Below are 21,348 nucleotides of genomic sequence, written 5' to 3'. Positions count from 1 at the left end.
CCAGTGTAGCGAAAACGTCCATATGCGCCCATACAGCGGCGCAGATAGTGCGTGTCAGACGGTGTGTATGTGCGGATGCGGCAAAGTGGGGACCGGCTCCGGTGCGGCAGCCCCCGGTGCGGCGCCCCCTGAAGCAACGGCCACACTTGGCGCCGGGACCGCGGCCGACTCGTCCGCGGACGGGCTGAAGCGCACGAATTCTCCGTCGTAGCGCTTCGGCAGCGGGCGGGCGTAGTCGCCGCGTTTCGCGGTCGCGAGCCGCAACGCGACGAGCGCCTCGGCCCATTTCACCGCCGCCGTCACGCCTTCGACCACCGGCGCGCCGATCTGCTGCTCGATCTCGCGCGCGAATTCCGCCATGCCCGCGCAGCCGAGCACGATCGCGTCGGCGCCGTCCTCGTCGAGCGCGCGCCGGCACTCGTCGACGATGATCCGGCGTGCGGCCGAGCCCGGCCGATCGAGCTCGAGCACCGCGACGTCGGTCGCGCGCACGTTGCGGCAGAACCGCTTCATCCCGTAGCGCTCGGCGAGATGCCACGCCATCCCGCAGGTGCGCGCGAGCGTCGTGACGACCGAGAAGCCGGGCGCGAGCACGCTCGCCGCATGCATCGCGGCTTCCGCGATGCCGATCACGGGCCCGCGCGCGAGCTCGCGCGCCGCATACAGCCCCGGATCGCCGAAACAGGCGATCACGTACGCATCGAAGCCGTCGCGCTCGCCTTGCGCGATTTCGGCGAGCAGCCCGGGCGTCGCGAGCGCCTCGTCGTAATACCCCTCGATCGACGGCGGGCCGATCGGCGGGCTCACCGCGACCACCGCGGTGCCGGCGGCCGCGACCTCGCGTGCGCAGCGGCCCATCGCGTCGGTCATCCGCTGCGTCGTGTTCGGGTTGATCAGCTTGATCTTCATCGCACGCTCCTCAGGCCTTGGCGCCGGTGTTGCGATGGGTGCCGACGAGCACCCGGTAGAACGCGAACCCGAGCGCCGCGCCGATGAACCACGAGAAGTTCGCGACGCCCTGCCAGCCCGGCATCATCACGCACACGATCGCGATCACCGCGGCCGGCAGCAGTGCGCCGAGCGCGCGGCGGTTCACGCCGCCCGTGTACCAGTACGCGCCGCGCTCCGACATCGTGTACAGGTCGTCGCGCACGAGCCGGCCGCGCTTGACGAGGTAGAAGTCGGCGATCAGCACGCCGTACAGCGGGCCGATGAACGCGCCGAGCACGTCGAGCGTGTAGTGGATCACGGCCGGGTTGTTGAACAGGTTCCACGGCGTGATGAAGATCGATGCGACGGCCGCGAGCATCCCGCCCGCGCGCCAGCTGATGAGACGCGGCGCGACGTTCGAGAAGTCGAATGCCGGCGACACGAAGTTCGCGACGATGTTGATGCCGATCGTCGCAATCGTGAACGTCAGCGCGCCGAGGATGACCGCGGTCGGATGATCGATGCGCCCGACCGTCTCGACCGGATCGGTGATCAGCTCGCCGAACACCGGCAGCGTCGCGGCGGTCGTGATCACCGTGACGAGCGAGAACGCAAGGAAGTTGACCGGCAGCCCCCAGAAGTTGCCGCGCTTCACGTCGCCGAAGGTCCGGCAGTAGCGGGAGAAATCGCCGAAGTTCAGCATCGGCCCGGAGAAGTACGACACGACGAGCGAAATCGCCGTGATCATCACCGGAATCACTTCGGCGCCGTGATACTTGACGCCGCCGAGGTTGATCCCGATGTTGCGCCAGCCCGCGCGCCACACCATGTAGCCCGCGAGGATGAACATCACGACGTAGACGGCCGGGCCCGCGAAGTCGATGAACTTCTTGATCGTCTCCATCCCGTTCCAGAACACGAATGCCTGCAGCACCCACAGCAGCATGAAGCCTGCCCAGCCGATCGCCGACAGCCCGAGAAAGCCGTAGCGGTGCACGTCCGCATACGGCAGCCATTGCGGGAAGAACTTCAGCACGACGATCACGAGCGCGCTCGACGCGAGATAGGTCTGGATGCCGTACCACGCGATCGCGATCAGCCCGCGAATCACGGCCGGCACGTTCGCGCCGAGCACGCCGAACGTCGCGCGGCACGCGACCGGATATGGCACGCCGATCTGCTGGCTCGGCCGCGCGATCAGGTTGCACAGCACGTTGACGAGGCCGATGCCGACGATCAGCGCGATCAGCACCTGCCAGCTCGTCAGCCCGAGCGCGAACAGGCTGCCCGCGAACACGTAGCCGCCGACGCTGTGCACATCCGACATCCAGAACGCGAAGATGTTGTATGACCCCCACGTCTGGTTTTTTAGGGGTGCCAAGTCTTCGTTGTACAGACGTTCGCTGAAACCATTCGGCATGCTTGCACCACGCTCTTCCTCGCCGCCTTCCGCCGGATACGCGCTGTCGTGCGCCACACTGACCTGAGCCATGACCTCTCCTTGACCGCGGCCGGACGGCCGCTCCAACGTCATCGAAATCGCCCCGGATCGTTGCCCGGAGCCGGACTTGCGATCCGCGGCGTGCGCCGCGGGTCGGCATGCTTCGGTTCTTGTGGCGCGCGGCCGGTTCGGGTCGCCGCTTATGCGGCGCCGCCGAACACCTCGCGCAGGTCGACCGCCCCTTGCGCGGGACGGTCCAGCATTTTCAGTTCGACGTGCTGCAGGTGATGCGCCATCAGCGCCGCCGCACGCTTCGCGTCCCCCGCCTCCAGCGCGGCGAGGATCTCGCTGTGATCGTCGAACGAGCACGGGCTGCGTCCGTGCGATTCATACAGCGCGGACATCAGCGTCGAGCGGGCGACGAGCCCGTCGAGGCACGCGCTGAGCGTCTCGTTGCCCATCAGCGCCGCGAGTGCCGTATGGAACTCGCCCGACAGGCGGATCCACGCTGGAAAATCGCGCCGTTCGAACGCCTTGCGTTCCTTGTCGATCAGCGCCGCGACGCCTTTCAGTCGCTTCGCGCCCGGCCCGGTCGCGAGCCGCTCGACGACGGCCAGCTCGATGATCCGGCGCATCTCGAACACCTCGTGGACGTCCTGCAGCGTCGGGCTCGCGACGAACGCGCCGCGATTCGGCTCCAGGTCGACGAGCCGGTCGGTCGCGAGCAGCGTGAGCGCCTGCCGGATCGTCCCCCGCTTCACGCCGAACACGTCGCAGAGCTGCGCCTCGGTCAGCTTCGCGCCGGGCGCGAGCCGATGCTCGAGGATCGCGGTGCGGATGCGTTCGGCAATCGCTTCGGGACCGGGGGCGCCGGACGGGACGGATTCGGGTTCGTTCATGATCTGCATCGGGTGATGGTCCTTATCGTAGAACGGACATAAAGATTGTCAACAATTCTTTTCGATAATTTTGCACAATCGGCGCGCATCGCGATGTCACGACTCGGTGCATTTCGCATCAAATCCGCGCGCGACAAGCCTCCATAGGCCACCCGAGGCCAGTCAGGCGCACCTGAAAGCAGATTTTTTGTTGACAAAACTGGTGCAGCACGCAAGCGCGCCGCTGTCGAAGCAGGTCAGAAATCTCGACCGTTAGTTGCGCATCTACTTGAAGAAAAAGGCGGAAGCCCCGCCTATTTCATTCGCATGCTGCCGGCCGTCAGCCGAGATGCGGGTAGTCCGACAGCGTCAACCGGAAGCCGTGCGCATTCGCGACGAGCTGCGCCTGAGCGCCGAACGGCAGCGTCACCAGGTCGGGCACGTGGCCGAACTGCAGCCCCGTGACGACCGGAATGCCGATCACCTCGCGCACCTGCTCGAGCATCGCCTGCATGTCGTAGCCGTTGTCGTAGTCGAACGGCTTCGCGCCGGTGAACTGGCCGATCACGAGTGCCTGCTGGCGTGCGAGCACGCCCGACAGATGAAGCTGGTAGATCATCCGCTCGATCCGGAACGGCTGTTCGTTGACGTCCTCGACGAACAGGATGCCGCCCTCGATGTCGGGCATGTACGGCGTGCCGACGAGCGACGTGAGGATCGCGAGGTTGCCGCCCCACAGCGTGCCGGACACATTGACGTTCTGCACTTGCGGCGCCTCCGCGACGATCGTCGTGGCCGGTTGAGCGATCGTCTGCCAGAAATGGCGCATCGTGAATTCGCTCTGCGTTTCCGCGCCGAAATCGGCGGACAGCATCGGGCCGCCGAACGTCTTGATGCGCGCCTTCGCGTACAGCGCGAGCTGGATCGCCGTGAAATCGCTGTGGCCGACGAGCGCGATCGGCTGGTCGCGCAACCGGCGTTCGAGGCCGCGATAGTCGAGCCCGTGCAGGATGCGCGCCGCGCCGTAACCGCCGCGCACGGCGAGCCCGATGTCGGGCAGCGGCCGCGCGGGATCGGCGAGCCGGTTCAGGTCCCCCGCGCGCTCGCCGTCGGTGCCGCCGAAGCGCTGGTAGCGGCGCTGCGTCGCCTCGATGTTGTCGATGCGGTGCTGCGCGTTGCTCAGGCGTTCGAGCGCGCGATTGATCGCGCCGGGGTCGTGCGGATAGCCGGACGGTGCCAGCAGGCGGATGGAATAGGAGGCGGCGGACGGGACGGACATGAGTGGGACGTGTCGGTGGTCAAAGCAGCTTAGAGGGCCGGAACCGCATCGGGTTCACGATCGCGCCGCGCCGGCATCACGACGCGCCGGACGCCGGCTCGCGCGCGAGCCGCGCCTCGCGCAATGCGCGGCGGCGCTCGGCGAAGAACGACTTCAGCGCGGCGCCGCACTCGTCGGCCAGCACGCCGCCGACGACCTCGGTGTGGTGATTGAGCTGCGGATTCGCGAACGCGTCGATCACGCTGCCGCATGCGCCCGTCTTCGGGTCGGTTGCGCCGTACACGACGCGCGCGATCCGCGCATGCATGATCGCGCCTGCACACATCAGGCACGGTTCGAGCGTCACATACAGCTCGCAGCCGGGCATCCGGTAGTTCTGCAGGTGCTGGGCGGCCATGCGCAGCGCGGCCATTTCAGCATGGGCGGACGGGTCGTGCCCGCCGATCGGATGATTGAAGCCGCGTGCGATCACCTCGTCGCCGCGCACGAGCACGGCGCCGACCGGCACTTCGCCGGCGGCACGCGCTTCCTCGGCGGCGGCCTGCGCGAGACGCATGAAATGCGCGTCACGCGCCGATACCGGTGTGGCAACGGGTGCGGGAATATCGGTCGTGGGTTCGGCAGGCGCGCCCGGCAGCACGTCGGACGTCACATCGGCCCCGCTTCTGCGGCCGTGTCGTCGAGTCCGCGCTCGCACAGGCGCTCGGCGATGCGGCGGCAGTATTCGCGCGGCACCGTCATCGGGCCGCCGCGCAGCGATTCGAGCGCCATGTCGAGCGCCAGCATCTTCGCCTGCAGCCGGCAACGCGTCGCGCGGTCGCTGACCGCGCGCAGTTCGTCATGCAGATTGCGCAGCGCGCGCAGTTGCTCGACGGCCGGCGGCACGAAGCCCGCATTCTTCAGAATACGGTTGGCCACCCGCACCTCCTCGGGCACGAGCAGGTCGTCGTCCAGCGCCTGCGGCGCGCCGGTACCCGGCAAATCGTCGAACGCGCCCCGCGCGGCGGCGGCGGCAATACGCTGTTCGACCAGGGCGTCAAGCAATCTCATCGGTCAATCGAAACAATGCGGCAGCCGAATTCTAGCAGGGTGACGCGCGTGTGACAGGCCCTTCGAACGAATGCTCGATATTGCATTGACGGCACGCTCGCGGCGTGCTTGCACAACCAGCGTTCCTCCCCTTTTTATACTGGAATCAGCCCGTCGGCGATGCATGATCGCACCCCATCACGATACGCCGCGCGCTGCGCGGCGCCGGCGGGCGACACGGCCGAGCCGCCTTGCGGCGGCCGCGCCGTGTCCTCGCGCCGATTGCTACTGGCCGCCGCCATAGAGCTGGTTGAGGCGATCGAGCTCGCCCGACTGCTTCGCGCGCAAATATTCCTGCTTGACCTGTGCACGCGTGAGTCCGGCCGGGCTACCCGCCTGCGAACCGGCACTGGGCATGCCGCCCACCGCCGTTGCACTGATCGCGGAGTCCGAAGGCGTCATGGACGACGCCGGTGCGCTCCCCTCCTGCGCCCGGGCGAGCCCAACCGCGCCCAGCACGCAAACGGCGGCCAGCGCCGCCTTGTACACAGTCTTCATCGTGGCACCTCACATGAAGCCGCCATGCGACACATACGATGCGAGCGGCGCAGATACTTCACCGTCCGCACATTTCGACGCTCCGCTTTCGTGTCGCTGCGTCACGCAGTCACCTGCATCGTGACGTGCGCCGCGTCTGCACGCGAGATCGGCAGGACTGCGCCCGCCGGCTCGCACGCGCGCGGTAGCGTCGTTCATCCGTGACGATCCCCCTACGTTTCCCCCGGGTCAGCGCATCGGAATGCGCACAGTCGCGGTGCAGTCGTGTCGCGCGTTTCGAGTCGTCGTGTTGCTGGCGCGTGTCGCCGCATCGCGGATCGGATACTCCGGCCGCCATCGCATTGCATCGGACGAATCCCGCGCGCCGGACGCGATGATGTCCGCACAACGTAAATGCAGCCGGAATGGCGCAATGATAGGAACGGCTCGCCGGTTTGACGCCCCCTTGAAAGGGGGCAATTGCCGCAGTTGTCATGTTGGGCGTCTAATCTGGACACACGTTGCAGAGCGCGCGAACGGCCGCCTCGCTGCACTCCCGCGAGCGCATTGGCCGCACGCTCGGGGAGCACCTTCATGTCTGACAAGCACGTCGCGCTTGCGAGTCACATTCGACGGCTCTGTTCGCTCGGCGTCGAGCCGCGCCTCGTCATTCCTCATGTGATAGAAGCTGCGCGGCACATCGTCGGCGCCGACTGGGGCATGTTCTTCTACGCCGACGAGCACTATGCGCTGTCCGACGTGTACAGCGAGAACGACTCGGTCTATTCGATGCTGCCCGCGTATTTCGCGAACGTCCACAACACCGCGCGGCAGGAAGTGCTCGGCGTCACGTTCTCCGAAGCGATGCGCCGCGGGCGCGGCTTCGACAACAGCGTCCGCTACGACGATGCACTGCTGTCGAGCGCAATGTATGCGGACCTGTGGCAGCCGGTCTCGATGCGGCACTGCCTCGAACTCACCGCGACGGACGGCACGCGCGGCTGGGGCAGCCTGCAGCTTTCACGCGCGCCGGGAAGTCCTCCGTTCTCGGAAAAGAATCATCGCGATCTCGAGCCCATCGCGCGGCATCTCGCGCATGCGCTGTCGCGGCCGGTGCAAGCGCCGCTTCACGAAGCGGAAGGCTGCCTGTCCGCGATCGTGGTCGTCGACGACACGGGCCGGCTCCTGCTGCACAACGCGGACAGCATCCGGATGCTGTCGCTCGCGACCGGCGAGCCGCTCGCGTTCTATCGTCACGACCGCTTGCCGGACTGGCTCATGCCACTGCTGTCGAACGTGAACCGGATCTGGCGCGGCTACCCCGCGCCGCCCGCGACGCTCGAGCGCCGCAATACCGCCGGCCGCTTCCGTTTCAAGGCCTATCGCTTCGCCGACGCGGGCGCATTGCGGCGCGACTTCGCGATCGTCGTCTACATCGAGCACTTTCCGCCGCTGGAGCTCGAAATCGAACGGCTCGGCTTCCAGTTCGGCCTGACCGAGCGCCAGCGCCAGCTCTGCACGCAGCTCGTGCTCGGCCGCTCGCACAGCGAGATTGCCCGCGGCTTCGCGCTGCGCGACAGCACCGTCGTCGACCACGTGCGGAAGATCTATCGCAAGCTCAATGTGCACAATCACGACGAACTGCGCAGCGTGTTTCGGCTCGGCTCGCACGGTTAGCGCGGCGATCCGCGCACGCCGGCCTCCGCTCCGTCGTCGGAGCCTGCACGGTTCCGTATCCGGGCCGGGTCATGCGGCTGCGGGCATCGACCGGTCATGCGGAAACGGCCGGAACGTCAATGCGATCAGGAACGCGCCGACGCCAATGCCGAACGAACCGACATAGAGCCAGCCGTAGCTGCCGAGCGCATCGAAAACCAGGCCGCCGGCAACCGGCCCCGCCGCCATCCCGAGACTGCCGGCCATCGCACTACCGCCGATCACGGTGCCCATCATCCGCAGCGGAAAATTCTCGCGCGCGAGCACCGCATACAGCGGCATCACGCCGGCGTAGACGAAACCGAACAGCGTCGCGACCGCATAGAAGCCGTCGAGGCTGCGAACGAAGAAGTACCCCAACGCACCGAACGCCTGGATCAGCAGACCCGCGACCAGCATGCGCTTTGCGCCAAGGCGGTCGCCGAGCACGCCGAACACGATGCGGCCACCCATCCCGGCGAGCCCTTCCACGCTGTAGATCGAGACCGCTGCGATCAGCGGTATCCCGCAGCTCACTGCATAACTCACGGTGTGGAAGATCGGCCCCGAATGCGTCGCACAGCAGAGGAAATTGGTCAGCAGCAGGAACGCGAATTGCGGGGACCACAGCGCCTGCCCGGCGGACATCGATGCCTGCGACCCTTGCAGCGCGTGCGCCGACGGTTCGGCGCCCTGCCCGCTGTCGAGCGCGGGCGCGCGGCGGATCAGGCACGCCGCCGGGATCATCACCGTTGCCGCGAGCGCGGCGATGATCAGCATCGACGTCCGCCAGCCGTGCATCGACACGAGCCACGCGGCGAGCGGCGACATCGTCATCGGCGCCATGCCCATGCCGGCCGACACGAGCGACACCGCTAGGCTGCGATGCGTATCGAACCAGCCGGTCACGCACGCCATCACCGGCGCGAAGATCGCGGCCGTCGCGCTGCCGACGACAACGCCGAAGATCAGCTGAAACGCGACCAGCGACGTCGCGCGGCTCGCCCATGCGAGGCTCATGGCCAGCAGCACTGCGCCCGACACCACGACGATGCGCGGCCCCACGCGGTCCGACAGGCTGCCCCATGCGATGCTCGCGAACGCCAGCGCGATGAAGCCGATCGTCATCGCGCTCGAGATGCCGGTCACCGACCAGCCGGTGTCGTGCGCGATCGGCCGCAGGAACACGGGCAGCGAAAACATCGCGCCGATCGCGACACAGCTCAACAAGCCGCCCGCGGCGACGATGACCCAGCGGTAACGGGAATCAGGCATTTGGCGTCTCCTTGTATCGGCGATTCGTTCCGGTCTTCGTGGAGGTGTCGACACGACGGCGCCGTCGCCGGCCGAAGAGGCGCCGCTGACGGGCGATACCGCTGCAACCGGCCCACGATCCGGCCCCGCTGGAGCCCTGCGTCGACGTAGATACGACGGTCGACACGTTCATGAATCGACATGCGTGGCGCACTGAATTCACGCCGCATCCTGATTCCGGCTGATGATGCGCGCCGGGGCGTCTTTGCCGGCCAGGCGATCGGGACGGTCTTGCCGGCCAGGCGACCGGCGCTGCCCGGTCAGCGCGCGGCCGGAGCGCGACGGGGCCGGATCGACGGTCCGACGAAACGGAACGATCGTCGCAATGCTCGACGCATCCTCCACACCGGCGCCACAATTCCGGACAAGTCGCGCAAACGATATTCGCTAGAATGCTCCGCTTTACGCACGGCGCGCACGCAGAGGAAATCCGGTTGAAACTCCCGTACGAATGGCAGATCGGATCGCGCTATACGCGCGCCGGCAAGCGCACGACCGGCAATGGCTTCATTTCGTTCATCGCCGCCGTGTCGATGGCGGGCATCGCGCTCGGCGTGGCGGCGCTGATCATCGTGCTATCGGTGATGAACGGGTTCAGGAGCGAAGTGCGCGACCGCATGCTGTCGGTGCTCGCGCACATCGAAATCTTCTCGCCGACCGGAACCATGCCGAACTGGACGCGGACCGCCGACGAATCGCTGCGCAACCCGTCGATCAAGGCTGCGGCACCGTACGTCGAGGCCCAGGCGCTACTCACGCACGGCGGCAAGGTGACGGGCGTCGCATTGCGCGGCATCGATCCGCGGCTCGAGCCCCGGGTGTCCGACATCGCGAAAGACATGAAGAGCGGCCGCCTCGACGCGCTCGTTCCGGGCGAGCTCGGCATTGTGCTCGGGTCCGCACTCGCCGCCAGCCTGCAGGTGCAGGTCGGCGACCGGCTGACGTTCTTCGCGCCCGGCGGCTCGACGCCGATGCACGACCTGCTGCCGCAGTTCCGGCAATTCAAGGTGGTCGGCACGTTCGAGTCCGGACACTACCAGTACGACAGCGCGCTCGCGTTCATCCACATCGGCGACGCGCAAACACTGTTCCATCTCGCCGCGCCGACGGGCGTGCGGTTGCGCGTCGACGACATGGAGCGCGCGCCGGACATCGCGCTGCAGCTGTCGCGGTCGCTTTCCGGCGATCTCTACATCCGCGACTGGACCCAGCAGAACAAGACCTGGTTCGTCGCCGAGCAGCTTCAGAAACGCATGCTGTTCGTGATCCTGCTGCTGATCATTGCCGTGGCGGCGTTCAATCTCGTTTCTTCGCTGGTGATGACGGTCACGCAAAAGCAGGCCGATATCGCGATCCTGCGCACGCTCGGCGCCCAACCGGGCTCGATCACGAAGATCTTCATGATTCAGGGCATGACGATCGGCCTCGTCGGGACGATGGCGGGCGTGGCGCTCGGCTGTGCGATCTCGGCGAGCATCCCGTGGCTGCTGCCCGCGATCGAGCACGCGCTCGGCATCCAGTTTCTGACGCCGTCCGTGTATTTCCTCAGCGAGCTTCCTTCGAAGCTCGTCGCGACCGATGTGGTCGAAGTCGGCGTGGTCGCATTCCTGATGTCGTCGCTCGCGACGCTCTATCCGAGCTGGCGCAGCGCGCGGGTCCGCCCTGCCGAGGCGCTGCGGTACGAGTAAGTGTCGGGTCGGTGCCACGCGGGCAATCGCGCGCGCGTAGCGAACCGGTGCATCCGATCGCGCTTGCGGTTTTGCGGTCGGGCGTGATTGACCGCCGAAACGGCTGACGACACGTCATCAATGCTCCGTCGCTGCCGCGCTGCCCGGGGGCGGTGCGGAGCGCGCTGTCGTCACGCCGTCGCTGTCGGCAGCCGGTCGCGCGCCGGCGCCGCCTGGCTGCCCGCGCCGCAGCAACACACCGCCCAGCACACCCGCCGCCGCCGCGATGATCGCACCGGACAGGAACGCCGCGTGATAACCGCTGTTGAGCGCGGCCGTGGCGCTTGCGGAAGCCCGCATCGCGTCGCTGCGCGCGGCGGCGAGACTTGCGAGCACGGCGAGGCCGAGCGCGCCGCCCATCATGAACGACGTATTGACGATACCGGACGCGAGACCAGAATCGCTCGGATCGACGTCGCTCATCGCAGCCAGCAGCACGGGATTGAATACGATGCCCGCGCCGACACCGAACAGGATCATGCCGGGCAGCACGTCGAATACGAAATTGCCGTTCACCGGGGTTCGCGCGAACAGCGCGAGGCCGCACGCCGCGACGAGCAGCCCGACGGCAAGCGGAAGACGCAGACCGAAGCGCATGACCACGCGCGCAGACACGCTGAGCGAACAGAACGCCATGATCAGACTGGCCGGCAAAAACGCGAGGCCGACCTGCAACGGCCGATAGCCGAGCACGCGCTGCAGATACAACGCGGACATGAAGAACCATGCGAACATCGCCGCCGCCCAAAGTACGCCCACCGCATTGGCAGTCGCGACATTGCGCATGCGGAACAGGCCGAGCGGCATCAGCGGATGCTGCGCGCGCGCCTCGATGGCAAGAAACGCGGCCAGCAGCGCCAGCGCGGCGAACAGCAGGCCCAGCGTCCGTGCCGAAGTCCAGCCCGCTTCATTGCCGTTCACGACTGCGTAGACGGCGAGCATCAGCGAAGCCGTCGCCGTCACCGCGCCGGCCACGTCGAGCCGTTCGCCGTGAGCCTGGCCGCGTGCAGACGGCAGCAGCGCGACGCACAGCGCATAGACGGCGATGCCGATGGGCAAGTTGACGAGAAAGATCCAGTGCCAGCTCAGCAGGTTGGTCAGCAGACCGCCAAGCAATACGCCGATGCTGCCGCCCCCCGCGCAGACAAAGCCGTACACGCCCATCGCCTTGGCCCGTTCTCCTGTCTCGGTGAACAGGGTCATGATCAGCGACAGCGAAACGGCATTGACGACCGCGCCGCCCAAGCCCTGCACGGCGCGCGCGCATACCAGCACGATTTGCGAATTCGCCGTGCCGCATGCGAGCGACGCCAGCGTGAACAGCGCAATGCCGCCGAGAAACAGCTTGCGGTGGCCGTAAAGATCGCCCAGCCGCCCGCCAAGCAGCAGGCACCCGCCGAAGGTGAGCATGTAGGCGTTGACCACCCACACGAGCGAGGTTTCGGTGAAGCCCAGGTCTGCCCGGATCGATGGCAGTGCGACGTTCACGATGGTCGTGTCCAGTACGATCATCAGCATGCCCAGGCAGAGCACGATGAGGGCAAGCCAGCGTTTGCGTTCGTCGATGCCATGCGTCATGGAAAGCTCCGGTCGGATGCCGGCAGTTCAGGACTGCACAGCGGATATGAGGGAAATGGGCAAGTCGATCGTCGACTCAACGCACCACGCCGTTGGCGTGCAGCTCGCGACCGATGCGCGCGATTTCGCGCTCGCCCTCGACCAGCGCTGCGCGGCTGGTGTGCACCGAGTAATAGCCAAGGTGGAGATCATGCGGATGCGGGATCGCCGTACCGAGCACGAAGCGCGCATCGGTCACGGCTTCGAATTCGATCGCCGCATCGGATGGGTCGAATACGGCCAGCTCACCTTTGTCGACCGGGTCGGGCGTGCGCAGGCTACCGTCCATCACCGCGACCCAGCCAACCCGGTAGCCCCGCGGCGGCTCGTAGCGCCAGCGCTGGCCGCCTTTGAGCTCCACGACGAAATAGTTGACGCCCGGCGGCGCATCGATCGGGCTGACCGCGTCGCCGCTACGGCCGAGCAGCACGCGCGCCGGGCCGTCCGACGGGATGTCGTTGACCGAAAGATGCTGGCTGAACGCGGGAGCCAGTTCGCGCTCTGGCGGCAACGCGACCCACAACTGGAAAGCCTTCATCGGAGGCTCGACGACGCCGGAATGCCAGACGCCACGACCGGCGCTCATCCATTCGATATCGCCCGCCCCCATCGTTCCCTCGTGGCCGAGGGATTCGACATACCGCGCCTGCCCTTCCATCGCCAGGGTCAACGTAGCGATGCCCGAATGCGGATGCCAGCCAAAACTCTGTTGGCCGGTCGCCGCTTGCGAATCGACGAGATCGAGAAATACGAACGGCTTGATCATCTCGCCGATGTCGGACGGGCTGACCATGCGGACGACCGGCCCGTGTGCGGAGCCGCGCGTGCGGAAGATCACGTTACGGCCAACGTCGGCGACGGGGGTCGGCGGAGTTTGGATGACGGCATTCATGGGGTGCTTTCCAGGTATTTGACCAGCCACGGATGAGGTGCCTGGTCAGATGTCTGTATCGGTTCGCGCGCGTGAGGTCTTCGTGCGCTTCAAGGAACCTTCTCGTTCGGCGCGGTGTGATTTCAGGCGGCTGCCGGGATCACGAAGTTCGCTTTGGCCCACGCAGCAAAATTCGTCGGCTGCCGGCCGGCGATTCTGTTGGCCAGCGCGATCGCGTCGCGCGCGTCCGAGCCGAGATACGTGTGCGCTTCGAAGTAGGCGAGCATCGCCGCGATGTCCTCGGCGCCCGGGAACCAGCCGGCAAAGACCTCGCGCGGAACGCGCTTGAACGAGAAGTTGTTTCCTTGACGATTCAGGGTGGCGATGACCTCGTTGAAGCTCAGGAAATCACCGACCAGCGGCAGGTGCTCACCGTGCCCCGCGAGTTCCGGCTGCGCGAACGCACCCGCGACGATACGGCCGAGTTCCGTGATGTCGCCCATGTGGATGACCCGCTGCTCGGGATCAAGCGGCAGCACCCAACCTGCGGTGCCATCCGCTTGTTTCTGCGGGGCCATTACGCCGAGCAGATTCTGGTAGTAGAACGGCGCGATCACGAACGTGTGCCAAGCGAATCCGGCTTCCCGCACGACGCGCTCGACCTTCGCCTTCGCAGTGAAATGCGGAACATCGATCGCGCCGCCGCTGATCGTCTCCACGTTCGGAAGCGTCGACCAGATGAGATGCTGCACGCCGGCGTCTTTCGCCGCGTTGACGGCGGCGTGTGCCTGCTCGGGTTCATCCGCACCGGCTTCCCACGAATTGGTCACCAGGAAAACGCCGTGTGCGCCGGCAAACGCGGCTTTCAGCGTTTCCGGACGCTTGAAATCCGCCAGAACGACTTCGTCGGCGAGCTTTGGATGCTTGTCCGGATTGCGCGTCAACGCGCGCACTTTGAATCGACCGCTTGCCTGCAGTGCACGCACAACGGCACCGCCTTGCTGACCGGTCGCGCCGACGACGGCAATGAGCTTCTGGGTGTTCGACATGGTCGCTCTCCAGTGGGAATTCGTTGGAACGTTACGACCTCACGCAGCGAGCGCGGCGGTCTCTTTCTTTGCCGAGGCGATGGCCCCGCTACGCGCGTCCGGACCCATCGCCACGCCTTCCGCACGGATGAACGTGATATCCGTGATGCCCAGGAAGCCGAAGGCCGCCTTCAGATAGGTTTCCTGATGATCGAACAAGGCGGCAGGCGAGCCTTCGCTGTAAACACCGCCACGCGACGATGCAATGACCAGCTTCTTGCCGCCGCACAGCCCGACCGGGCCGTGGTCGCCGTAGCGGAACGTCTTCCCCGCGACGGAGATGCGGTCGATCCAGGCCTTCAGTTGGGAGGGCACGCCCAGGTTGTACATCGGCGCGCCGACGACCACGATGTCGGCTGCGAGGAACGCGTCGAGCGCGGCCTGGCCCATCGCAACGTCGGACTTCAATGCGTCGTCGACCGGAGCGCCTTGCGCGGCCGCGAGGTGTGCTGCCGTCAGATGGCCGATCGGTGTGGCGGCAAGGTCGAGACGTGCGACCGAAAGGTCGGGATCGCTGCCCCGGAAGGTCGCGACGACCTCCGCGGACAGATCGCGGCTGACGGATCCTTGCCCGAGGATGCTGGAATCGACGTGTAGCAGTTTCATGAGATATCTCTCCGAACGGGATTGCTGTTGACGACTCAAGTATGGAGATCGGGAGCGCTTCACACTAGACGGTAAAATAGGATTTGATTAATCCATTTTTGGAGAAATCTCATGCTCGACCTGAATGATCTGGCGATGTTCGTCCAGGTAGTCCGCGCCGGCAGCTTCTCTGAGGCGGCACGGCGTTTGCGCATGCCGGCCAATACGCTGAGCCGGCGCATCGATCAGCTCGAAGGGCAACTCGGCACGCGTCTGCTGCTTCGCTCGACACGCAAACTTGCGCCGAGCGCGGAAGGCCAGGCGCTGTTCGACCGTTATGCGCCGGCGCTCGACCAGATCTTCGAGATCGAGCAGCGCTTTGCGGGTGGGCAGGCACCGTCCGGCTCGGTCCGCGTCACCGCGGTGGCCGGCCTGTTCGAGTTCTTCCGCATGGAATGGCTGGTCGAGTTCTACACGCGCTATCCGCACATCAGCGTCGAGTTCCTGCTCGACGACACGCCGACCGACCTGATCGCCGAGCGCATCGATCTGGCCCTGCGCATGGGCATCGAGACCGGCAGCGGCTTCCGGGTACGTCGGCTGGCGCCGAATACGACGATCCTCGCGGCGAGTCCGGCCTACCTGGAACGGCGCCCTGCGCCACGCACGCTGCGCGACCTGGCCGAACACGACTGTCTGACGATTTCCAGCCGCCAGGGTCGCAACACGTGGCGTCTGCAGGGTCCACGCGGCAGTCAGGAGGTGTCGATCAACAGCCGGTTCGCGGTCAACGACATGCGCGTGCTGGTGCAGGCTTGCATCGCCGGACTGGGTATCGCGCTACTGCCGCAGTTGATGGTCGAGCCGATCATCGCGCAGGGGAAGCTGATACGCGTGCTGCCGACCTATCGGCGCGCAAGCACCGAGCTCGGCTTGCAGCTCGTGTACACGAGCCGTCCACCAGTGCCGCCCGCAGTAGCGGCCTTTGCGGAATTTCTGCTGGAGAAACTGGGCGACGGATTGACTGGCCCTTCGCAAAGCCACGTCAGCCCGTAATGGATCGGATCCTTCACATTGCCGAGACGGAGCAAGGACAAACGAAGATCGGGGTCGACCAGCGGAGGGATCCCTTCGGCGCGTGCGCAGAAACTCGACGCAGCCGGAGAGGAAGTGCGCGCCGAACGCTGGGGATGGATAGAAAAGTCAGGTCGACTTGGCGGTGTCGGATAAGGCCGTCAGAGGAGGAAACGTCGGTGCCGTCACCGAAACCGACATTTCCACCTGGCGTTACCCGGATCGCAGTGGATCACACCGGACAACAACCGCCTGTTTGTTCAAGGGAAAACAGGCAAAACCGAAGCACCCGGAACGACTGGGGAGCCGTTCAGGTCACTCCCACTCGATTGTCGCCGGCGGCTTCCCGGAGATGTCGTACACGACCCGGTTGATCCCGCGCACCTCGTTGATGATCCGGTTCGACGCGCGGCCGAGCAACGCGTACGGCAGATGCGCCCAGTGTGCGGTCATGAAGTCGGTCGTCTGCACCGCGCGCAGCGACGTCACGTAGTCGTACGTGCGGCCGTCGCCCATCACACCGACCGACTTCACCGGCAGGAACACCGCGAACGCCTGGCTCGTGAGGTCGTACCAGCTCTTGCCGACGTCGGCTTCACCGCACAGGCCGGCGGCCGCATCCTGCGCGGTTGCGGTCGTGTTGCGCAGTTCCTCGATGAAGATCGCGTCCGCGCGGCGCAGCAGGTCCGCGTATTCGCGCTTCACTTCGCCGAGGATCCGCACGCCGAGGCCCGGGCCCGGGAACGGATGACGGTACACCATCTCCGGCGGCAGGCCGAGCGCGACGCCCAGCTCGCGCACTTCGTCCTTGAACAGGTCGCGCAGCGGCTCGAGCAGCTTCAGGCCGAGCGTTTCCGGCAGCCCGCCGACGTTGTGGTGGCTCTTGATCGTCGTCGCCTTCTTCGTCTTCGTGCCGCCCGATTCGACCACGTCCGGATAGATCGTGCCCTGCGCGAGCCATTTGGCGTTCGTCAGCTTCTTCGCCTCGGCCTGGAACACCTCGACGAACTCGCGACCGATGATCTTGCGCTTCTGCTCCGGATCCGTCACGCCGGCCAGATGACCGAGGAACTGCTCCGATGCGTCGACGTGCACGACCTTCGCGTGCAGGCGGCCCTCGAACATGTCGAGCACCATCTTGCCTTCGTTCAGGCGCAGCAGGCCGTGGTCGACGAACACGCAGGTGAGCTGATCGCCGATCGCGCGATGGATCAGCGCGGCCGCGACGCTCGAATCGACACCGCCCGACAGGCCGAGGATCACTTCCTCGTCGCCGACCTGCTCGCGGATGCGCGCGACGGCTTCCTCGATGTGGTTGCGCATGATCCAGTCCGGCTTCGCGCCGGCGATGTCGAGCACGAAGCGCTCGAGCATCTGGCGGCCCTTCACGGTGTGCGTGACTTCCGGGTGGAACTGCACCGCGTAGTAGCCGCGCGCCTCGTCGGCCATGCCGGCGATCGGGCAGCTCGGCGTCGACGCCAGAAGCGTGAAGCCCGGCGGCAGCTCGGCGACCTTGTCGCCGTGACTCATCCAGACCTTCAGCATCCCGTGGCCTTCCGCCGTCGTGAAATCCTCGATGCCATTCAGCAGGCGCGTGTGGCCGTGCGCGCGCACTTCCGCGTAGCCGAACTCGCGATGGTCGCTCCACTCGACCTTGCCGCCGAGCTGCACGGCCATCGTCTGCATGCCGTAGCAGATGCCGAGCACCGGCACGCCGAGATCCCACACGGCCTGCGGCGCGCGCAGCTGGTGGTCTTCGTACGTGCTCGCGTGGCTGCCCGACAGGATCACCGCTTTCGGTGCGAACTCGCGGACGAATTCGTCGGACACGTCGTTCGGGTGGATTTCGCAATAGACATGCGCTTCGCGCACGCGTCGTGCGATCAGTTGGGTGACTTGCGAACCGAAGTCGAGAATCAGGATTTTGTCGTGCATGGCTGCGGACGGGATGAAGTACAAACGAATGAGAAAGGCAGCGCGAATCGCGCTGCGTCAATAGCATGGACGGCGGCGTCGGGCGGCGATCGCACGCGACGCACGGCCGGTCAATCCTGCATCGGCGGACGCTCGTCGAGCGCGACGGTGTCCGACGCTTTGCCGGCTGCGGCGGATGCGCGCTCCGGTGCGGACGGCGCCGCGCCGGGCGCTGCCGACGGTGCAACGGACGCCACCGGCGCCGCGGTGCCGCCGACGACCGGCTCGACCCGCCGCGACGGAGCCGCCGCCGGCTCGGCCGGCCGCTTCGCCGCGCGCGCATCGAGCGCCTGCGCCTTCTCGCGCCGCCGCACGGCAGCAGCAATGCGCGCGCCGCCGAAGCCGAGCACGATCAGCACCGCACCCGCCGCTGCCGATAGCGCCTGGCCGGCCGCTGCAAGCGCCGGGCCGTGCGAGCCGAGCGCCCACACGATCGTCAGCACGCCGGTCAGCCAGTTCACGTGGCCGACGACGCGTGCGACCGGTGCCGTCAGGTCGCCGTTGACCGCTGCGTGCAGCGCGAGCCAGCCGAGGCCGAGCAGCGCGATGCCGAACGCCTGGCCGAGCATCGCCGGCTCGACGTTCGCAAGCTGCAGCGCGTTGAACAGCGCACGCCACGGTGTCAGCACGAACAGCACGCCGAACGCCAGCAGCAGCACGGCGTCGACGACCAGCACGGCTCGCAGCAGCGGTTTCATCGGCGATCAGTCCACGTGGTAGTTCGGCGCTTCCTTCGTGATCTGCACGTCGTGCACGTGCGACTCGCGCATGCCTGCCGCGGTGATCTGGACGAATTCGGCCTTGTCGTGCAGCTCGGCGATCGTCTTGCAGCCGCAGTAGCCCATGCTCGCGCGCACGCCGCCGATCAGCTGGAAGATGATCGCGTTGACCGAACCCTTGTACGCGACACGGCCTTCGATGCCTTCCGGCACGAGCTTGTCGATGTTCGCGGAGTTGTCCTGGAAGTAGCGGTCCGCCGCGCCGTCCTTCATCGCGCCGACGGAGCCCATGCCGCGGTACGACTTGTACTGGCGGCCCTGATACAGGAACACGTCGCCCGGCGCCTCTTCGGTGCCCGCGAACATGCTGCCCATCATCACCGCATTCGCGCCGGCGGCCAACGCCTTCGACACGTCGCCCGAGAAGCGGATGCCGCCGTCGGCGATGCACGGCACGCCCGTGCCCTTCAGTGCATCGGACACGTTCGCGATCGCGCTGATCTGCGGCACGCCGACGCCCGCGACGATCCGCGTCGTGCAGATCGAACCCGGGCCGATGCCGACCTTCACCGCGTCCGCGCCATACTCGACGAGCGCCTTCGCAGCCGCGGCCGTCGCGATGTTGCCGCCGATCACTTCGACGTGCGGGAAGTTCTGCTTGACCCAGCGCACGCGCTCGAGCACGCCCTGGCTGTGGCCGTGCGCGGTATCGACGACGATCACGTCGACGCCCGCCTGCACGAGCAGCTCGACGCGCTCTTCGTTGTCCGGGCCGACGCCGACCGCCGCGCCGGCGCGCAGCTTGCCGTGCTCGTCCTTGCATGCGTCCGGGTGCTCGGTCTGCTTCGTGATGTCCTTGACCGTCATCAGGCCGCGCAGCTCGAACGCGTCGTTGACGACCAGCACGCGCTCGAGGCGGTGGCTGTGCATCAGCGCCTTCGCTTCGGCGAGCGGCGTGCCTTCCTTGACCGTCACGAGGCGCTCGCGCGGCGTCATGATCGACTTGACCGGCTCGTCGAGACGCGATTCGAAACGCAGGTCGCGGTTCGTGACGATGCCGACGAGCTGCGGGCCCTCGACGACCGGGAAGCCCGAAATGCCATGCTGGCGCGACAGCGCGATCACATCGCGCACCTTCATCTGCGGCGGCACCGTGATCGGGTCGCGGACGACACCGGACTCGAAGCGCTTGACCTTCGCGACTTCGCGGGCCTGTTCGGCAGGCGTGAGGTTCTTGTGGATGATGCCGACGCCACCTTGCTGCGCCATCGCAATCGCGAGTCGGCCTTCGGTGACCGTGTCCATGGCGGCGGACACGAGCGGCATGTTCAGGGAGATGTTGCGGGTCAGCTGGGTTTTGAGGCTGGTGTCGCGCGGCAGAACGTCGGAGAAGGCCGGGACGAGGAGCACGTCATCGAAAGTGAGTGCTTTTTGGATCAGACGCATGGCAAATCCTATGGGCGCAAAATCGAATTATACGCGATGTGCCGTTGAATTTCACAACACGAACAAAGGCTTAGCCGTTTCCGGGCGGGCGGGGACCCGAATCGTTCGGTTCGCCGTTCGGGTCGTTTTCGAACCGGTTTCGTTTTGCCCGGCGGCATGTCCGTTCGCGCCGGCGGCCGGCACGCGGCCAGAGGCCACCATCTCCGCGCTCCGGTGCGCCCCGCCACCGTGACGGACGCGCGCGGCCGTGGCCGGCTTGCGCCCGCGCCTTCACCCCAGCCCGGCTGCGTGCGCGAGCATCGACAGGCCCGCGATGACCGCCCCGCCCCCGACGATCCGCGCCGCACGCCGGCCGTCCGGCGCAACGCGTTCGGCGGCAATCGCCACCGCAAGCGCGGCCATTACGCGCAGATCCATGATGCCCGTCGCGAGCGCGATCGCCATCAGGTTCGCGCAGCACGCGCCGCAGTGGAGACCGGCGCGCAGGCCGTGCCGCCATGCGGTGCGGGCGCCCGCCGAACGCGGCGCGGCATGCGCGGTCTCGCCCCGGCAGCAGGCGAGCCGGCGCGCCTTCCACGCAGAACACTGGAGCGCGCCCGCGAGCAGGACCACGACCCCGGCCAGAACGGGGAATGCACGCGAAACCTCCGGCAGTCGCGCCGCGATCCCGGTCAGAACCGCGCCGGCCGGGAAGACGGCCAGGCCGAACGCACCCCAGACCGAAAAATACGCGGCGCCGACGCGCGCAGTCAGCCATCCGACGCGCGCACCGCCGGTTATACCGATCGCGCCGATCGCCTGCCGGTAACGCCAGAGCGTCGGCGCCAGCGCCGGCAGCATCATCGCCACCGTCATCGCGCCCCACATGCCGAGAAACGCGGCCGCGGCGCCCGCCCATGTCTGCCCGCACAGCGGCCCCCACGCCATCGACAACGTCCAGCCGCCGGCCATCGGTACGCCGCCCATCGCCGTCATCGACGCGCTTTCCACGATCGTCACCGCGACACCCGCGGCAAACAGCACGGCCATTACGCCGGTGAATGCCTGCAGGGAAGCACGGCCGCCCGCAATGCGCGGCGACATGTCCGCCGCCGCCCGCCGGCGGCGCACCCTGCGCCCGAATCGCTGCCCGAATCGCTGCCCG

Annotated in this window: 19 protein-coding genes; 3 read left to right on the top strand and 16 right to left on the bottom strand. The window is 66.9% G+C overall.

All coding sequences use genetic code 11. From position 1 onward, the window contains the following. Nucleotides 1–54 precede the first annotated feature (54 nt). The 7 genes from ACV229_RS23525 to ACV229_RS23495 form a co-directional block, all read right to left on the bottom strand. Nucleotides 55–909 (bottom strand): aspartate/glutamate racemase family protein, encoded by an 855-nt coding sequence (locus ACV229_RS23525; protein ID WP_448085510.1) that lies wholly within the window; start codon nt 907–909, stop codon nt 55–57. Nucleotides 910–919: 10 nt separating this feature from the next. Beyond that, on the bottom strand, nt 920–2,422 hold the full coding sequence (locus ACV229_RS23520) for an NCS1 family nucleobase:cation symporter-1 (RefSeq protein WP_448085509.1): 1,503 nt from the start codon (nt 2,420–2,422) through the stop codon (nt 920–922). 149 nt (nt 2,423–2,571) lie between these two features. Further along, nucleotides 2,572–3,279, bottom strand: a complete 708-nt coding sequence (locus tag ACV229_RS23515) for a GntR family transcriptional regulator (protein WP_448085508.1) — start codon at nt 3,277–3,279, stop codon at nt 2,572–2,574. 310 nt (nt 3,280–3,589) lie between these two features. Beyond that, the gene (gene ldcA, locus ACV229_RS23510) at nt 3,590–4,528 is read right to left on the bottom strand and encodes a muramoyltetrapeptide carboxypeptidase (protein WP_448085507.1); all 939 of its coding nucleotides are present in this window, start codon (nt 4,526–4,528) and stop codon (nt 3,590–3,592) included. A 76-nt stretch (nt 4,529–4,604) separates the two neighbouring features. Then, nucleotides 4,605–5,180: a tRNA adenosine(34) deaminase TadA gene (gene tadA / locus ACV229_RS23505; RefSeq protein WP_448085506.1), complete on the bottom strand. Its 576-nt coding sequence runs from the start codon at nt 5,178–5,180 to the stop codon at nt 4,605–4,607. After that, nucleotides 5,177–5,578 (bottom strand): DnaJ family domain-containing protein, encoded by a 402-nt coding sequence (locus ACV229_RS23500; RefSeq protein WP_448085505.1) that lies wholly within the window; start codon nt 5,576–5,578, stop codon nt 5,177–5,179. Before ACV229_RS23500 ends, tadA begins: the two co-directional genes overlap by 4 nt. Nucleotides 5,579–5,842: 264 nt before the next feature. Further along, nucleotides 5,843–6,115: a DUF4148 domain-containing protein gene (locus ACV229_RS23495; RefSeq protein WP_448085504.1), complete on the bottom strand. Its 273-nt coding sequence runs from the start codon at nt 6,113–6,115 to the stop codon at nt 5,843–5,845. Between the two features lie 573 nt (nt 6,116–6,688). Here ACV229_RS23495 and ACV229_RS23490 point away from each other — a divergent pair. Beyond that, nucleotides 6,689–7,771 carry a LuxR C-terminal-related transcriptional regulator gene (locus ACV229_RS23490; protein ID WP_448085503.1) on the top strand — a complete coding sequence of 361 codons (1,083 nt, stop codon included), beginning with the start codon at nt 6,689–6,691 and terminating at the stop codon, nt 7,769–7,771. Between the two features lie 69 nt (nt 7,772–7,840). Here ACV229_RS23490 and ACV229_RS23485 read toward each other — a convergent pair whose 3' ends face one another. Next, entirely contained in the window at nt 7,841–9,064 is a 1,224-nt protein-coding gene (locus ACV229_RS23485; protein WP_448085502.1) for an MFS transporter, read from the bottom strand. A 473-nt stretch (nt 9,065–9,537) separates the two neighbouring features. Between ACV229_RS23485 and ACV229_RS23480 the strand changes: the two genes are divergently transcribed. Further along, nucleotides 9,538–10,791: a lipoprotein-releasing ABC transporter permease subunit gene (locus tag ACV229_RS23480; RefSeq protein WP_448085501.1), complete on the top strand. Its 1,254-nt coding sequence runs from the start codon at nt 9,538–9,540 to the stop codon at nt 10,789–10,791. 117 nt (nt 10,792–10,908) lie between these two features. Here ACV229_RS23480 and ACV229_RS23475 read toward each other — a convergent pair whose 3' ends face one another. The 4 genes from ACV229_RS23475 to ACV229_RS23460 all read right to left on the bottom strand — a co-directional run bounded on the left by ACV229_RS23475 (nt 10,909) and on the right by ACV229_RS23460 (nt 15,012). Continuing rightward, complete coding sequence (locus ACV229_RS23475) at nt 10,909–12,408, bottom strand: DHA2 family efflux MFS transporter permease subunit (RefSeq protein ID WP_448085500.1); 1,500 nt, start codon at nt 12,406–12,408, stop codon at nt 10,909–10,911. Nucleotides 12,409–12,484: 76 nt separating this feature from the next. After that, nucleotides 12,485–13,339, bottom strand: a complete 855-nt coding sequence (locus tag ACV229_RS23470; protein WP_448085499.1) for a pirin family protein — start codon at nt 13,337–13,339, stop codon at nt 12,485–12,487. A gap of 122 nt (nt 13,340–13,461) precedes the next feature. Next, on the bottom strand, nt 13,462–14,367 hold the full coding sequence (locus ACV229_RS23465) for an NmrA/HSCARG family protein (RefSeq protein ID WP_448085498.1): 906 nt from the start codon (nt 14,365–14,367) through the stop codon (nt 13,462–13,464). 39 nt (nt 14,368–14,406) lie between these two features. Continuing rightward, the gene (locus ACV229_RS23460) at nt 14,407–15,012 is read right to left on the bottom strand and encodes an FMN-dependent NADH-azoreductase (RefSeq protein ID WP_448085610.1); all 606 of its coding nucleotides are present in this window, start codon (nt 15,010–15,012) and stop codon (nt 14,407–14,409) included. Nucleotides 15,013–15,123: 111 nt separating this feature from the next. On the opposite strand from ACV229_RS23460, the gene ACV229_RS23455 reads away from it, so the two are divergent. Beyond that, nucleotides 15,124–16,047 (top strand): LysR family transcriptional regulator, encoded by a 924-nt coding sequence (locus ACV229_RS23455; RefSeq protein WP_448085497.1) that lies wholly within the window; start codon nt 15,124–15,126, stop codon nt 16,045–16,047. Nucleotides 16,048–16,380: 333 nt separating this feature from the next. Here ACV229_RS23455 and guaA read toward each other — a convergent pair whose 3' ends face one another. The 4 genes from guaA to ACV229_RS23435 form a co-directional block, all read right to left on the bottom strand. After that, a complete protein-coding gene (gene guaA, locus ACV229_RS23450) occupies nt 16,381–18,000 on the bottom strand; it encodes a glutamine-hydrolyzing GMP synthase (RefSeq protein WP_448085496.1) in 1,620 nt (539 codons plus the stop codon). 110 nt (nt 18,001–18,110) lie between these two features. Continuing rightward, nucleotides 18,111–18,737, bottom strand: coding sequence for a hypothetical protein (locus ACV229_RS23445; RefSeq protein ID WP_448085495.1), 627 nt, complete (start codon nt 18,735–18,737; stop codon nt 18,111–18,113). Between the two features lie 6 nt (nt 18,738–18,743). After that, nucleotides 18,744–20,204 carry an IMP dehydrogenase gene (gene guaB, locus ACV229_RS23440; protein WP_448085494.1) on the bottom strand — a complete coding sequence of 487 codons (1,461 nt, stop codon included), beginning with the start codon at nt 20,202–20,204 and terminating at the stop codon, nt 18,744–18,746. A gap of 270 nt (nt 20,205–20,474) precedes the next feature. Then, the gene (locus ACV229_RS23435) at nt 20,475–21,287 is read right to left on the bottom strand and encodes a DUF2182 domain-containing protein (RefSeq protein WP_448085493.1); all 813 of its coding nucleotides are present in this window, start codon (nt 21,285–21,287) and stop codon (nt 20,475–20,477) included. Nucleotides 21,288–21,348: the final 61 nt, after the last annotated feature.

It is taken from the genome of Burkholderia sp. MR1-5-21 (assembly GCF_053427715.1).
The sequence above is the reverse complement of the archived record's forward strand: the minus strand, read 5'-3'. Positions and strand labels throughout refer to the sequence as shown.

Bases quoted from the DNA above. Each gene is read 5' to 3' on its own strand.
- ACV229_RS23525 (WP_448085510.1), bottom strand. From the start codon at position 909: ATGAAGATCAAGCTGATCAACCCGAACACGACGCAGCGGATGACCGAC.
- ACV229_RS23520 (WP_448085509.1), bottom strand. From the start codon at position 2,422: ATGGCTCAGGTCAGTGTGGCGCACGACAGCGCGTATCCGGCGGAAGGC.
- ACV229_RS23515 (WP_448085508.1), bottom strand. From the start codon at position 3,279: ATGCAGATCATGAACGAACCCGAATCCGTCCCGTCCGGCGCCCCCGGT.
- ldcA (WP_448085507.1), bottom strand. From the start codon at position 4,528: ATGTCCGTCCCGTCCGCCGCCTCCTATTCCATCCGCCTGCTGGCACCG.
- ACV229_RS23500 (WP_448085505.1), bottom strand. From the start codon at position 5,578: ATGAGATTGCTTGACGCCCTGGTCGAACAGCGTATTGCCGCCGCCGCC.
- ACV229_RS23495 (WP_448085504.1), bottom strand. From the start codon at position 6,115: ATGAAGACTGTGTACAAGGCGGCGCTGGCCGCCGTTTGCGTGCTGGGC.
- ACV229_RS23490 (WP_448085503.1), top strand. From the start codon at position 6,689: ATGTCTGACAAGCACGTCGCGCTTGCGAGTCACATTCGACGGCTCTGT.
- ACV229_RS23485 (WP_448085502.1), bottom strand. From the start codon at position 9,064: ATGCCTGATTCCCGTTACCGCTGGGTCATCGTCGCCGCGGGCGGCTTG.
- ACV229_RS23475 (WP_448085500.1), bottom strand. From the start codon at position 12,408: ATGACGCATGGCATCGACGAACGCAAACGCTGGCTTGCCCTCATCGTG.
- ACV229_RS23470 (WP_448085499.1), bottom strand. From the start codon at position 13,339: ATGAATGCCGTCATCCAAACTCCGCCGACCCCCGTCGCCGACGTTGGC.
- ACV229_RS23465 (WP_448085498.1), bottom strand. From the start codon at position 14,367: ATGTCGAACACCCAGAAGCTCATTGCCGTCGTCGGCGCGACCGGTCAG.
- ACV229_RS23460 (WP_448085610.1), bottom strand. From the start codon at position 15,012: ATGAAACTGCTACACGTCGATTCCAGCATCCTCGGGCAAGGATCCGTC.
- ACV229_RS23455 (WP_448085497.1), top strand. From the start codon at position 15,124: ATGCTCGACCTGAATGATCTGGCGATGTTCGTCCAGGTAGTCCGCGCC.
- guaA (WP_448085496.1), bottom strand. From the start codon at position 18,000: ATGCACGACAAAATCCTGATTCTCGACTTCGGTTCGCAAGTCACCCAA.
- ACV229_RS23445 (WP_448085495.1), bottom strand. From the start codon at position 18,737: ATGAAACCGCTGCTGCGAGCCGTGCTGGTCGTCGACGCCGTGCTGCTG.
- guaB (WP_448085494.1), bottom strand. From the start codon at position 20,204: ATGCGTCTGATCCAAAAAGCACTCACTTTCGATGACGTGCTCCTCGTC.
- ACV229_RS23435 (WP_448085493.1), bottom strand. From the start codon at position 21,287: ATGTCGCCGCGCATTGCGGGCGGCCGTGCTTCCCTGCAGGCATTCACC.